Here is a 15,431-nt window from a genome sequence, read left to right on the forward strand (position 1 = left end):
CATCACATATAGAAAAATAAGTCTACCAAAGATAATGTTATAATATTTACGAAAAATAAGGTGGGGGGGGGAAAAAATACAAAATGCAGTATTGCTCCAACGGAAAGTATGAGGGATAACGAATGTATAGGAAAAAGTCAAATGGATGGTTCAAACATTTCGATTTTATAATAATTGATTTATTATGTGTCCAGTTTTCATATGTACTGGCATACTTTTTCCGTCATGGATTGACGAACCTTTATGAAGTTGAGTTATACAGAAATATGGCATTGATGATAGAAATTGCCGATTTGATAGTTATCTTTATGCTCGAACAGTACAAGGGTGTCCTAAGGAGAGGATATTACAACGAATTCATGTCAGTATTAAAGCAGATGATATTTATTGAATTAATATCAAGTATGTATCTGTTTACAATAAAGAGTGGCGGATTTTCGCGTATAGTGCTCTATCTGATGGGGGCTTTTTATCTTGAATTTTCTTATATAACAAGAGTCTTGTGGAAAAACCACCTTAAAAAGAAAATGGAAGAGGGCGGCAAGCGTTCTCTTTTAATAGTGACAACAAGAGCATCTGCCGAGGATGTTATAAAGAATGTGCGTGCTGAGAATTATGACATGTTCAATATAAGCGGACTTGTAATCTCTGATTCTGATATGACAGGCAGAACAATAGGCGGCGTAAAAGTTGTTGCCAATATGCAGAATGTCAGTAAATACATATTAAAGAACTGGGTAGATGAAGTATTTATCAACATGGAATCAAGAATGGAATATCCGCATGAACTCGTTGACGACCTCGTTGAAATGGGCGTTGTTGTTCATTTTAATCTTTATAATATCGAAAATGTTGCAGGAAACAGACATGCAGTTGAAAGACTCGGTAATTATACAGTTCTTACATCAAGCATGAACTATGCGACAAACAAGCAGGCCTTTGCAAAACGAACAATGGATATTGCAGGCGGTATAGTCGGATGTATCTTAACCGGAATCATCTTTATATTTATAGCACCTGTTATATATATAAGCTCGCCGGGACCTATCTTTTTCTCACAGACAAGAGTAGGTCAGAATGGCAAACGATTTAAAATCTACAAATTCCGTAGCATGTACATGGATGCTGAGGAACGCAAAAAAGAACTTATGGCACAAAACCGCGTCAAAGACGGCATGATGTTCAAGATGGACTTTGATCCGCGAATCATCGGCAACAAAATCCTTCCTGACGGCACAAAAAAAACAGGCATCGGTCACTTCATCCGTGTTACATCACTCGATGAATTTCCGCAGTTTTTTAATGTGCTTAAAGGTGACATGTCACTTGTCGGCACACGTCCCCCAACGGAGGATGAAGTTGAAAAGTACGACCTTCACCACCGTGCCCGCCTCGCTACCAAACCCGGCATAACCGGCATGTGGCAGGTCAGCGGCCGCAGCAAAATCACAGATTTTGAGGAAATTGTAAAACTCGACACACAGTATATCGAGAAGTGGAGCATCGGGCTGGATATTAAGATTTTGGTGAAGACAGTAGGAGTGCTGTTTAGGAAAGATGGTGCAATGTGATGGGAGAATATGTGAATGAACGGAGTAATGATATGCTACAGTCAAAAAAACAAAGTGTATTTCTTGTGGGGGCTAAAAGTTTAGGTAATTATGGCGGATATGAGACATTTGTTGATAAATTGACGGAATATCATCAAAATAATACATCCATTAAGTATTATGTTGCATGTAAAGCCAATGGCGATGGTTGTATAGATGAAAAAAAACTTACAGATATAAAAAGAAATTCTGATAATGAATTTACATATCATAACGCAATATGCTTTAAAATTAATATACCAAATATCGGACCTGCTCAGGCAATATATTATGATGTTGCTGCTTTAAAAAAATCTTGTGAATATATTAAAAAAAATAAAATAAAAAATCCTATAGTATATATAATGGCGTGTAGAATTGGACCATTTGCAAAACATTTTTATAAAAAAATTCATAAACTTGGAGGAAAAGTATATTTGAATCCCGATGGACATGAATGGATGCGTGCAAAATGGAGTGCACCGATACGTAAATATTGGAAAATTTCTGAAAAAATGATGGTAAAATATTCAGATATTGTTATATGTGATTCTATAAATATTGAAAAATATATTCATCAAAGCTATGATGGAAAATGTATTAAAGGAAGGAATCCTCAAACAACTTATATAGCATATGGTGCAGATATGACTATGAGTAAGCTTGCGGATAATGATGAAAGACTTGTAAAATGGTATGCAGAAAAGGGATTATCCAAAAAAGAATACTATCTTGTCGTTGGTCGTTTTGTGCCTGAAAATTCATTTGAAATTATGATACGAGAATTTATGAAATCAAATTCAAAACGTGATTTTGCAATTATAACAAATGTGAATGATAAATTTTTAAATGAATTAGAAAGAAAATTACATTTTAAATCTGATAAAAGAATAAAATTTGTAGGAACAGTTTATGATAAAGAACTGTTAAAGAAAATAAGAGAAAACGCATATGCATATTTCCATGGACATACAGTTGGAGGAACAAATCCAAGTTTAATCGAAGCTTTGAGTAGTACAGATTTAAATTTGTTAGTTGATGTTGGCTTTAACAGAGAGGTTGCAAAAGACTGTGCTATGTATTGGAAAAGAGAAGATGGATATCTGGCAGACTTAATAGATAAAGCGGACAGACTTACTCAAAATGAAATAGAAAAATATGGAGATAAAGCAAAAAAAAGAGTTAAGGAAGCGTATACGTGGGAACATATTTGTGCATTGTATGAACATGTTTTTTTAAAGGAGACATTTAATGAATAAAGAGTTGATAAGCATAGTAGTTCCTGTATATAATGTTGAAAAATATTTAGACAAATGTGTTAAAAGTATAATTAATCAAACATATGACAATTTACAGATAATTTTGGTTGATGACGGTTCTAAAGATAACAGTGGAAAATTATGCGATTTGTGGGGGCAAAGGGATAGAAGAATAATTACAAAACATAAAGATAATGGTGGATTGTCTGATGCAAGAAATTACGGAGTGAAATTTGCCGAGGGGAAATATGTAATGTTTGTTGACAGTGATGACATAATTTCTGAATATATTGTGGAATATTTGATGAAATTAATTTATGAAACAAATTCTGATATTTCAATATGTGACCCATTGCATTGTTATCCGGAGGAAAACATTGTATTTGAGGAAGAGAAATTTCACAAGGTATTTAGTGCTGATGAAGCTGTAAAAGAAATGTTATATCAAAAATCGTTTTTGGTTTCTGCGTGTGCAAAAATATATAGAAAAGAATATTTTGATAATATAAAATTTCCTGTAGGAATGTTGTTCGAAGACAGTGCAACAATTTATAAGATTTTTGAATGTGCAGACAGAATAGTATATGGTGATGCGAAACTATATGGATATATGCACAGAGAAAACAGCATTACAACCAAAAAATTTTCAAAGGCTGATTGTGATATTTTGTATATTTGTGATGAGATTGTAGCATATATGGATAGAAAAAAAGATCATGATTTAATTGCAGCATCATTGGCTTATCAAATGTCCGCAGCATTTAGAATATATTTAAATGCACCTAGAAATAATCAATTTAATGATGAAATTAAAAAAAGTGAAGATATTATTAAAACAAATTCATATAAAGTCTTACTAGATAAAAATGTAAGAAGAAAAGCAAAAATTGCAATTATTATGTTTGCATGTTCAAAAAAAATGATGATAAAGGTGTACAAACATGTTGATAGATGGAAATGATGAAAAAAATTTTTTGTTGAGTATAGTAGTTCCTGTATATAATGTTCAAAAATATCTTGACAGATGTATGGATTCTTTATTGAATCAAAATATAGAAAATTATGAGATTATATTAGTTGATGATGGAGCAACGGATAATTCAGGTTTGATATGTGATAAATATAGTCAGGAATATTTTAATGTTAAAGTAATACATAAAAAAAATGAGGGATTGGGATTGACAAGAAATGTAGGTATTGATAATTCAAAAGGGCAATATATAATGTTTGTTGATTCTGATGACTATATTGAAAAAAATTGTTTGTTTGGTTTATATCAATACGTCAAGAAAAATAATTCTGATGTTTGTTTTTTCCATAGGGCAAAATATTTGAAAAATGGTGTGGTTAAGGAGTCTCAAGAAATTTTTGACAGTAAATGCAATACAAATGAATTGATAGGGTTATGCTTGGGTGAACCATTAAAAAAAGATTTGTTTGAAATTGGACCTGCATGGAAAGCCATATATAACAGAAAGTTTTTACAAGAAAAAAATATAAAGTTTAAATCGGAACGTGAGATATTAAGTGAAGATTATATTTTTTCTGCCGAGGTATGTGCAAAAGCAAATGTTATTTGCTTTTATGATAAAACAATTTATTATTATTGCGATAATGAACAATCACTTACTAATTCCTACAGAAGTGACAGATATAAAAAAGCTGTTGTTTTGTATAAAGAAATGCACAAAATTGCTGAAAAATATAAGCTGACCAATAATGAAATATTAAGAATGGATAATAATTTCTTAATAAATATGCTTGTTTGTTTTAAACATATAAGTTTAAGCTCAGGAATGAATAAAAGAAATAAATTGTCTGAAATAAAAAAAATATGTAAAGATGAAGATGTAAATGGAGTTTTATTAAAGATAACATATGCTGATTCATTAAGCTTAAAAATATTGAAGAAATTAATGTTGAAAACTAACTCAAGAATGATTTATATTTTAATGCGATTAAGATACCATTAAAATATTTATTTATGATATTAGGAAGAATTTTAAAATGAAAATCAAGTTAAATGTATTAATATATATCATAATAACTACGTTAAATGTAACTTTCAAATTTAACGGAGTTACTGTAAAACCTATTTTAAAATATATTTTATCACTTCTATGGATTGCGTATACAATACCATATATATTTAAAAAGAAAAAAGAGAATAAAATAGCAAAAATTCATTTTAAATATGCGATTATACCATTAGCAGCTATGTTTATATATACAATTTTTTTGTGGATTACAGGTATATCACGCGTTGAAAATATACGTTACGTAACACGTCTTATAAGCACAGTTGGTTATCTTGGAATTTGTATATTATATGCTTGTATATCATATATAGTTTTAGGTAAAAAAATAATAGATTATACATGGTATTCATTAATTATATCATATTTTATCGGATCTATTTGTATGGCGTTTTTTGGAAGTCCTGTTGATACTTTAAGATATATGTTTACACTTAAAGATACGGTGCAAATTACAAAAATATTTGAAGTTCATGACTTGACATTTGCAATGGGATTTTTCCTTATATATTTTGTGTATTTTGGCAAAAAGGAGAATATAAAACATTTATATAGCAAGATAATTATATCGATATTGTATGTTATTTGGGGATATAAACGAATTGAATTTGCAGCAATAGCGATAACATTTATTTTATTTATTTTCATAGGTAGAAAAAGAAAAGAATTATCTTTTAAAACAACAGTAATAACAGGAGTTGTTTTGGCAGTATCATTGATATATGTTTTTTTGGCATCAAGTGGATTACTTTCAATATTGGCAGAAAAATATAATGTTAATTTTATGGGTCGATTGTATACTTATGAATTTATGACAAGATATTTTGAATTTAAACCTACATTTATGGGGCACGGTTTGTCATATGTTGATAAACTTATAGAAGAACTTAGAACTAGAGGAACATTATACAAAGGCTGGATGCTATTGTCGGGAATGCATAGTGATACCTTAAAGAAATATATAGAATTAGGATTTATTGGTTTTATTGCTTGGATAATATATGTCATAAAGATTAAAACAATAAAATTCAAGAATGAATTTTCAGATAAAGTTGCAGCAATATATTTAATGTTTACTGTATATTCTTTTGTATTGTATCTTACTGATAATGTTTTTGAATATTATATATTTACATTAATATATGTTATTATACCTTTAGCTATGAGTGAAATAACGGATAATACAATTAAAAAAGTTGGTGATTGATATGCTTATTAAAGAATTTGTAAAAAAAATATTATATGGCAATAGATATTCATCAGAAACCTATATTAAATATCTGAAAGGATTGGGAGTAAAAATTGGTGAAAGAACTGTGATTTTTTCTCCGAGAGAAACATTTATTGATGAACAATATCCTTGGATGGTTGAAATTGGTAATGATGTTCAAATAACTAGAGGTGTTATAATATTGACACATAGTTATGATTGGAGTGTAGTTAAGAAAAAATATTCAAGATTATATGGTGCATCCGGAAATGTTGTTATTAAAGATAATGTTTTTATTGGAGTAAATACTGTAATATTGAAGGGCGTAACTATTGGTGAAAATTCCATAATTGGTGCTGGAAGTGTTGTTGCTAAAGATATACCGGCTAATTCCGTAGCTGTTGGAAATCCGGCAAAAGTTATTCATAAGATTGACAATAGTTATTTAAAAAAATATTCTGACAGACAGGAGAAAGAAGCTATTGATTTGGCTGTCGGTTATTATAATAGATATAAAAAGTGGCCTGATAATACTATATTTTATGATTATTTTTGGTTATGGAATGATGATAAAGACTATGAAAAAATACCGAGATATAAATACGAAATGGAATTGCTGGGAAATTACGAAGATTGTATGAAAAATCTAAAATTAATAAGACAGAATCCTAGATATGCTTCATTTGATGAGTTTATAGAAAAGTGTAAATCTTTGGTATAAAGGAGAAAAAATGATAGCTTTTTTTTGCAGAACACCTATACATATATTTAGAACAATTCAGTTAAAATATGAAATGTTTGAGAAAGAGAAAGTTGATGTTTATGTTTTTTCGTCATTTAATGGAGCAAGTAATATTGTGCAAAGATTGAAAAAAATAAATATTTTTGAAAATGTATATTATATTGATGATAGCACATATATGAAAGGAAGACATTTGGTTGATCTTAAAGCATGTGTTATAAAATCAGAGTTTAAGAAAATCTTATCAGAGAAAAAATATAGAGAATTGTTTACATATAATATTTATGGACCGTTTAACGAGGTTGGTTATAATGTTTTAAAGAAAAATAATATTGATTTAAAGTATAATGTTGTGGAGGATGCTCCAACTGTATATGGAATACAATATAAAGAAAATAAATGTATTAAATATTTATTTAAAATATTCAATTTAAAATCATCAATAAGAAATATTAATTGCTGGTGGTTTAGCTCACCTGAAAGCATGTCTCCGTTCAAAAACGGAAAAAAACAAAAATTGCCTATGGTTTCAAGACAAAATAAAAAAATGTGTCAAACAATTAATTATGTATTTGAATACAAAGAAGATGTTGATTTGCAAAATGCAGATGTAATATTAATGGAAGAATGTTATTCTAATGATGGATTGATAAAGAATGAAGATATAGAATTGTTTAAGCAGGTTATTGACATTGATAAAAAATTTAATTCAGTTGTTAAGTTACATCCTAGATCAAAGACAAATAGATTTGAAAATACATTTAATGTTATTAAGTCACAGGGGATACCATGGGAAGTTTATATTCTTAACTGTCCGATGAAAGATAAAATATTAATATCTTTATCATGTGCAACAATGACATCAGGAAAATTTATGTTTGGTGAAGAATCATATTCTCTTCTTTTATTTCCTATTATAGAGGATAAAGTAATTGATACATATGATAAATCAAAATATTTTACGGAAGAAAGAAAGAAAAAATTGAGTAGTCAAAAGCAGATGTATGATGATAAAAATAAGTTCTTTATAGCAGGTACTGTTAAAGAAGCAAAAAATAAATTATTTGAATGGTTGGATAATAAAAATGAGTAATATTAAGAAAATAATTAAAAAAATTCTTCCGGATAAATTAATATATGATTATAGAATTATTCAGATATTACCTCAGTATATACGTTCAAAGCATAAAGCAGCAAAGATTAGTATACCTGAATTTAAGATGATGTCAGATGAAGAAACAGTAGATTGTATTATTAATAAAAATATGTCTCTTTCACGTTTTGGGGATGGCGAATTCTTATGGATGTGTGGTCAAAAATTAAATTCATTTCAGAAATACTCACCAGAACTAGAGAAGCGGCTTATAAATACAATGAAATCAAAGAATGAAAAGTTGCTTATAGGATTTCCTAAAGGAATTATTGATTCACATAAATGTAATTTGTTTGCAAGAATGCATTGGACAATTATCAGGGCAAATTATTTTTATGATATAGCAAAGTTCTTGGATGAAAGTCAAACATATTGTGATGCAAGTATAACAAGACCTTATATTGATTATTGTGATATAGAATTTAGCAGGCATAAGTTTGAAAATTTAAAAAGAATTTGGGATAACAAAAATATTGTTATAGTAGAAGGAAAGAAAACAAAACTGGGCATAGGAAATGATTTGTTTGACAATGCGTTGTCAATAAAAAGAATAATATGTCCGGCAGAAAATGCATTTGAAAGTTTGGAAAAGATAGAAGAGTCTATTAAAAAAAATGTATCAAAGAACACTCTTATGCTTGCAGCTTTGGGACCGACCGCTACGATTTTAGCATCAGATATGTGTGATAATGGTTATCAGATGGTTGATATAGGACATATTGATGTTGAATATATGTGGTATTTGCATAGAGCTATATTAAGGGAACCTATAGAGGGAAAATCTGTAAATGAAAGTGGAAACAGAGATTGTTCTAATGTTTACGATAACGATAAAATTTATTTAAATTCTATTATATGTGAAATCAATTAAGTTAAGTAAGTATATTTTAAAGAGGTATTTAATGTGAAAAATAAGTATAGTTATTTGTCAAAAAATATATTGTTATTTTCAATTAGTTCGTTTGGGCAAAAAATACTTGCATTTTTATTGGTTCCGTTATATACATCTGTATTATCAACAGCAGATTATGGTACTGTTGATTTGATTACAACAACTGTAAGCATATTAGTCCCAGTGTTTACAATTAATATATCAGAAGGTGTTTTGAGATTTACATTAAAAGATAAAGATAATAAGGATTATTTTTCATATGGTATTTATATGACAATTAAGGCGGCACTTATATTGTTGGTTTTACTTTTTTTGTTGTCAATAATACCGGTAGAGTATAGTTTTAAGAAATATTATGCATGGATGTATCTGATTTTTATTGCAAATTGTATATATGGCTTGTTTCAAAATTATCTTCGTGCGGTAGATAAAGTGCCGATTATGGTTTTTTCAAGTTTGTTAAATACTGTTGTTATGTTGGTATCGAATATTATATTACTTGTATATATAAAAATTGGTATTACAGGATATTTTGTATCAATGTTTTTGGGAATTATGGCAGCCAATATATATATGTTATTTAAAGGAAAGCTTGTAAGATGTATAACTTTGGATTTTAAAAATAATCCCAAAATGAAAAAAGAATGTATTTCATACTGTTTTCCTACAATATTTACGGCTTTGGCATGGTGGATTAATTCAAGTCTGGATAAATATTTTGTTACAGGTATGCTTGGAGTAAGTGAGAATGGTATATATTCGGTTAGTTATAAAATACCTACAATATTAGGAGTGTTTCAAAATATTTTTTCGCAGGCGTGGATGTTATCTGCTATAAATGAATATGATGCTGATGACAGTGATGGCTTTTTTGGAAAAACATATGAAATGTATAATTCGTTAATGATTTTTTGTTGTGAAGGGATAATGATATTTAATATATTATTATCACGGATTTTATATGCAAAAGATTTCTTTGTTGCATGGAAGTATGTTCCACTGTTATTGCTTTCATCTTTGTTCAGTGCATTAAGCGGTTATTTGGGAAGTATTTTTTCGGCGGTAAAGGATACAAAAATTGCGGCAAAAACAACAATGATTAGTGCATTATTAAATGCATTATTAAATGCAGTTTTAATACCTAAATTTCATATATATGGGGCTGCGGTTGCTACGGTTTGTTCATATGTAGTAGCTTGGGGAATAAGATATATTGTTTCAAAAAGATATGTTAGAATGAAAATAAATGAAAAGAGAATGCTTTTTGCATATGTATTATTGGTATTACAGACAATATTGGCATCTACAAAAAGTCATTTCTATTTGTTACAAATAATTATTATATTAATTACAATGTTATTGTTTAGAAAATATTATATAAAAATATTCTCAATGGTCATAAAAAAAATTAAAAAGGAGAAATAATTATGAAAAAAGTAACAGCGGTTGTGCCAATGAAGCTTAATAACAGAAGATTGCCACAGAAAAATACGAAATCCTTTACTAATGGTAAGCCATTATGTTATTACATATTGTCTACATTATTAAAAATAGATGGAATAGACGACGTGTATGTATATTGCAGCAATCCTGATATAAGGGAATTCATTCCGGAAGGGGTTAAATATTTAAAAAGGTCAGAGTCACTTGACACTGATTCAACAAAGATGAATGATGTGTTAAAAAGTTTTGCAATGGAAGTTGATTCAGATATATATGTAATGACGCATACAACGGCACCATTTGTAAAAAAAGAATCAATAATAAAAGGGATACAAGCTGTTTTATCAGGAGAATATGATTCGGCATTTGCTGCAAAAAAATTACAGGATTTTCTTTGGAAAGATAATAAACCATTTAATTATGAACTCGATAATATTCCAAGAACGCAGGATTTGCCGCCTATTTATGAAGAAACTAGTGGGTTTTATATATATGAAAAGGATGTAATCAATAAATATAATCGTAGAATAGGACAACATCCATATATTGTTGAGGTTGGTGAAATAGAGGGGATTGATATTGATGAACTTGAAGATTTTATGATTGCAGATGCAATATTTAATCATATTATATTAAATAATTATGGTGGTGAATAGACATTGTATAATAATATAGTTAAAGAAAACAGAAAAGAAGATTTAGATATATTAAGAGTAATAGCTATTATTTTTGTTCTCAGTGTTCATGGACTTAGTTATATTGGGTTTTATGAGCATCGTTTTAGTGGCGGAGTGATGTTTATATTATCAGTTGTAAGGACATTGTTTATTACTTGTGTTCCTTTGTTTTTGATAATTACGGGAGCTTTACATAATGAGGATAATTACAATAAAAAATTTTTTGTAAGATTAATAAAAATTATTATTATATATACAATTGCAGCAATATTGTGTTCAATATTCAATATTGTAAAAGATAAGATAACCGTAAAAACGATATTAATAAATTATTTTTCTTTTAAAGCTGCACCATATGGTTGGTATGTAGGTATGTACATGGGATTGTATTTAATGATTCCGTTTTTAAATAAAGCATGGAATGCTTTTGAAGAAAAATCAAAAAAAATAATTATTACATGTTTGTTTTTAATAGTGATTATTCCAAGTGTATTTAATACATTTAATTTTGATAATGTAAATTGGTTATATGGTACACAAGAAAGTTATACTAAAGTTGTTGATGAATATTGGACATTTTTATATCCGGTTTTCTATTTTTTTATCGGAAAGTATATATATGAATTTTCAAAAAACAATAATAGATATAATAAGAAAAAAGTCATTTTGTTGTTAATACTTGCATGCACTTTGTTCGGTTTTATAAACTATTTTAAAAATTATGATTATTTTTATCCGTTTACAAAGGAAACATCTTACAGTGGTTATCAAAGTGTTGTTATATCGTGTCTGATAACAATGCTGGTTTTAAATACTAATATAAAAAATACGGTTATTAAAAAAGGTATATACATATTATCAAAATATACGCTCGGAACATATTTGGTTTCTTATATTTTTGATGTTGTTTTGTATTATATAGTAAAGCATATATTTAATAATATAGCTGGTTTATCATTAGTGCTTCCGTTTACTATACTTGTAAATTTAATTTTATCTACATTAACATCATTTTTTATAACTGAAATTTCTGAAAAATTATATAAAGTTATATCAAAAAAAATGTTGGATTAGAATAAAAATGAAATGGGGACTTGTTATTTATGGAAAAGCAAAGTGAAGTAAATCGTAATTGTGGAATAGAGATGCTCAAAATAATATAATTTTTCTGATAATTATAAGTCATGTTGTAATGACAATACGATTAAAAAATCAATTTGTATCATATGATGATTATATTTTTGACTTTTCTTATGTATCAAAGGGAATGAGTGGAATTATATTGGCGATATTTCAGCATTTTGGTTCTTTGGGTAATACAATATTTTTTGTATGTTCGTCATGGTTTTTACTTGAAAAAGATACCGTTTCAAAAAATAAGTGGATAAAAATGTTTTTGGAAATTTGGACTATATCATGTGCTATTCTTTTACTCATGTTAATATACACTGGCGGAAGAATAAATAATAAATTAATTATAAAATCGTTATTACCTAATTTTTTTACCAATAATTGGTATGTTACGGCGTATTTAATATTTTATCCATTACATACGGTTTTGAATAGAATAATAAAAGATTTAAATCAAAAAAATTTATTAAAGATAACGACGGTTTTATTTTTGCTTTATTGTGTATGTAATTCTTTGTACGATTCTTTTTTTTCATCAGTTATTATTATGTGGATTACGTTATATTTTTTTATTGCATATATAAAAATATATATGATTGAGCTATGTAATAATATAAAAGTAAATAGTATTGTATTAATAATCGGAATTTCAATAATAGTTTTTTTGATAGTTTTTACATATATAGCGGGGAGAAATAATAAATTTTTTGCAAATAAAATGCTTTTTTGGAATAAAAACTGCAATCCGGTTTTTTGGGTAATTGCTGTTACTTCATTTAATATATTTCGTAAAATAAAGATAAAAAGTAGTTTTATTAATAATATATCAAAATATTCGTTACTTATATATATTATACATGAAAACATTTTGCTAAGAAATTATATCAGACCATATATTCTTCATTTAATATATAATATTTTAGGTTATAAGTATATTATAGTATGGGTTGTATTATTAAGTATTGTTATATTTGCATTTTCATTACTTATTGGTATTATTTATAGAGTATTATTTGGAAAAATCATTGAAAAGTTAGCTGGTAAAATGATAGTGTTGATTGATAAGATATATAAAAAATATGAAAAAACCATGTATAAAATAAAATAAATGAGCATTTACACTTAATAAATATATGATATAATTTACTAAAAGTCGCTCATAATTAAATGAATAAGAAAGGAGTATGATGTTAAAGACATCATGATGATGCGTATGAAGAAAAGAACATTCATAACAAGAATTACAGCACTTATAATGGCGGTTTTGCTTGCGGTTGGAATGCTTCCAAATACAATGGTTAGAGCTGAACAGCCAGATGTATTTGATTCTTATTCTGATAGTAATGGTTTATTAGAATATTATGAAGTAAAGCCATTAACCTTATTGGCAGATAATGAAGAAGAACCTGTGGTTCATTATGATGATATAGCTTTATTGTCAGAACAGGAAGATATAACGGTAAATAGTGAAAGTGAATTGTATAAGTATCTTTCAAAGAAAATGGCAGAAAGAAGCACACAGATTAATATTATACTTCCAAACGATATTAATAATTCAATAGGTGGTCCAGTAAATGCATATACAAATGCCATAGCATATAGTGACTCATGTTCAGGCCAGGAGGCAGATGCTATAAGATATGGTGGAACAGGTTTTCGTGTTTCAACAGGATATTATTCATCACAATATACGAAGTATTCTTACACTATGACATATTATACGACAGCTGAACAAGAAGAGGAACTTACAGCTGCAGTAAATAGTGCAATGGATTCAATGAATCTTAATGGTAAAACTGAAGCAGAAAAAGTAAAACTTATACATGATTATATATGTGATAAAGTTGATTATGATTACTCGGGACTTTCGGATTCCTCAAATTTAATAAAATATACTGCTTACGCTGCTTTATGTGAAGGAAAAGCAGTATGTCAGGGATATGCAATATTATTTTATCGTATGTGTAAAGAAGCGGGATTATCAGTAAGAATCATTTCCGGAACTGGAAATGGAGGTCCACATGCATGGAATATAGTTAAAGTTGATAATGCATATTATAATGTGGATTCAACATGGGACGGACAGGACAGTACAACTTTGGATACATATCTGCTTCTTAATGAAAAGGATTTTTCTTCTAATCATACAAGAAATAGTGAATATACAACAGATGAATTTTATGAGACGTACCCAATGGGACTTGTATCATATTATAAGCAAAATCCAACATATGACACACCATTAGAGACTATGAATTGGGAGTTTAATTACTCTGCTATTGATGGGAACACAGTTTCAACAAAAGCAAATGGAAAATCTAAGCTGTTAATTTATTTCAGTACAAATTGTGGAAATTCGCGAGCTGTTATAAAGAGTTTGTCTGATAAAAAGTATACAGATTTAGATATTATAGCAATTAATGCAAATCAGGCTTCACTTGACGATGTAAAAACATTTAAAAATACATATGGAAGCGATAATGTTATATTTACGTATGCTAATTCGCTGAATGGAACAATGGCAAGCAGTAATATGTGGAATTATGTATATATGAAAGATTCCTCTATGTCATCAATTTATTATCCTGTTATGGTATATATTGATAAGAATGATAATGTTCAGCAGGTTACAACAGGATATCAGGAGTTATCAGTAATACAAAACTATCTTGAGTATTATTGTGGCATACAAAATGAAGATAGTGTATTTACTGTTAAATATCGTCCAAATGGTGGTGATGGCGATGAAATAGTAAAAACATATAATATGAAATCAACTGCTGAGGTTTTAAATAATCCTTATAATAATACAGGCTGTGTATTTAAAGGCTGGAATACTAAATTTGATGGTTCGGGGGATTTTTATACAGCTGGTTCTAAGATATCCAATCCTAAAACAAATATTATACTATATGCACAGTGGGAGAAGTTCAAGCAGCTTGAGAATGTAAAACTTGGAGAATTTAAGAATACAAAAGATGGAATAGTGATAAACTGGGAAGAAGTAGAAGGTGCTGATACATACCGAATCTACAGGAGAACAGTAAATGGAAACTGGATGGCACTGACAAGCAGTGCAACAGGAACAAGCTATACCGATAGAACAGCAGCTGAAAATGTTACATATTATTATACGGTAAGAGCTTTAAGCGGAAGTATGATAAGTGCATCATTTGATGAGACAAAGAGCATAAAAAGAATGAGCAGCCTTGCAAATGTAAAACTTGGAGAATTTAAGAATACAAAAGATGGAATAGTGATAAACTGGGAAGAAGTAGAAGGTGCTGATACATACCGAA

General features: G+C 28.5%; 12 protein-coding genes and 1 pseudogene. All 13 read left to right on the forward strand.

Going from position 1 to position 15,431, the window contains the following annotated elements; genetic code table 11:
• Positions 1 to 122 precede the first annotated feature (122 nt).
• Positions 123 to 1,571, forward strand: coding sequence for a sugar transferase (locus WMO38_RS03560; RefSeq protein ID WP_349161484.1), 1,449 nt, complete (start codon positions 123 to 125; stop codon positions 1,569 to 1,571).
• Complete coding sequence (cps2T, locus tag WMO38_RS03565) at positions 1,571 to 2,848, forward strand: beta 1-4 rhamnosyltransferase Cps2T (protein ID WP_349161486.1); 1,278 nt, start codon at positions 1,571 to 1,573, stop codon at positions 2,846 to 2,848. The genes WMO38_RS03560 and cps2T overlap by 1 nt, the downstream gene beginning before the upstream one ends.
• Positions 2,841 to 3,809 (forward strand): glycosyltransferase family 2 protein, encoded by a 969-nt coding sequence (locus WMO38_RS03570; RefSeq protein ID WP_349161487.1) that lies wholly within the window; start codon positions 2,841 to 2,843, stop codon positions 3,807 to 3,809. Before cps2T ends, WMO38_RS03570 begins: the two co-directional genes overlap by 8 nt.
• Positions 3,790 to 4,821 (forward strand): glycosyltransferase, encoded by a 1,032-nt coding sequence (locus WMO38_RS03575; protein ID WP_349161488.1) that lies wholly within the window; start codon positions 3,790 to 3,792, stop codon positions 4,819 to 4,821. The genes WMO38_RS03570 and WMO38_RS03575 overlap by 20 nt, the downstream gene beginning before the upstream one ends.
• A 34-nt stretch (positions 4,822 to 4,855) precedes the next feature.
• Positions 4,856 to 6,091 (forward strand): O-antigen ligase family protein, encoded by a 1,236-nt coding sequence (locus WMO38_RS03580; RefSeq protein WP_349161490.1) that lies wholly within the window; start codon positions 4,856 to 4,858, stop codon positions 6,089 to 6,091.
• A gap of 274 nt (positions 6,092 to 6,365) precedes the next feature.
• Positions 6,366 to 6,518, forward strand: a pseudogene (locus WMO38_RS15285) (DapH/DapD/GlmU-related protein); the annotation flags it as partial.
• Between the two features lie 307 nt (positions 6,519 to 6,825).
• Entirely contained in the window at positions 6,826 to 7,929 is a 1,104-nt protein-coding gene (locus WMO38_RS03590; protein WP_349161493.1) for a polysialyltransferase family glycosyltransferase, read from the forward strand.
• On the forward strand, positions 7,922 to 8,860 hold the full coding sequence (locus WMO38_RS03595) for a GT-D fold domain-containing glycosyltransferase (protein ID WP_349161494.1): 939 nt from the start codon (positions 7,922 to 7,924) through the stop codon (positions 8,858 to 8,860). Before WMO38_RS03590 ends, WMO38_RS03595 begins: the two co-directional genes overlap by 8 nt.
• Before the next feature lie 33 nt (positions 8,861 to 8,893).
• Positions 8,894 to 10,306 carry a lipopolysaccharide biosynthesis protein gene (locus tag WMO38_RS03600; RefSeq protein WP_349161496.1) on the forward strand — a complete coding sequence of 471 codons (1,413 nt, stop codon included), beginning with the start codon at positions 8,894 to 8,896 and terminating at the stop codon, positions 10,304 to 10,306.
• A 2-nt stretch (positions 10,307 to 10,308) separates the two neighbouring features.
• Positions 10,309 to 10,980: an acylneuraminate cytidylyltransferase family protein gene (locus tag WMO38_RS03605; RefSeq protein WP_186835779.1), complete on the forward strand. Its 672-nt coding sequence runs from the start codon at positions 10,309 to 10,311 to the stop codon at positions 10,978 to 10,980.
• A gap of 3 nt (positions 10,981 to 10,983) precedes the next feature.
• Positions 10,984 to 12,075, forward strand: a complete 1,092-nt coding sequence (locus tag WMO38_RS03610) for an acyltransferase (RefSeq protein ID WP_349161497.1) — start codon at positions 10,984 to 10,986, stop codon at positions 12,073 to 12,075.
• Positions 12,076 to 12,133: 58 nt separating this feature from the next.
• Complete coding sequence (locus WMO38_RS03615) at positions 12,134 to 13,240, forward strand: acyltransferase family protein (protein WP_349161499.1); 1,107 nt, start codon at positions 12,134 to 12,136, stop codon at positions 13,238 to 13,240.
• A gap of 105 nt (positions 13,241 to 13,345) precedes the next feature.
• Positions 13,346 to 15,431: transglutaminase domain-containing protein (locus tag WMO38_RS03620; protein ID WP_349161500.1), on the forward strand; the 2,086-nt coding region annotated here is incomplete at its 3' end.

It is taken from the genome of Lachnospira hominis (ex Hitch et al. 2025) (assembly GCF_040096395.1).
GTDB lineage: Bacteria > Bacillota > Clostridia > Lachnospirales > Lachnospiraceae > Lachnospira > Lachnospira hominis.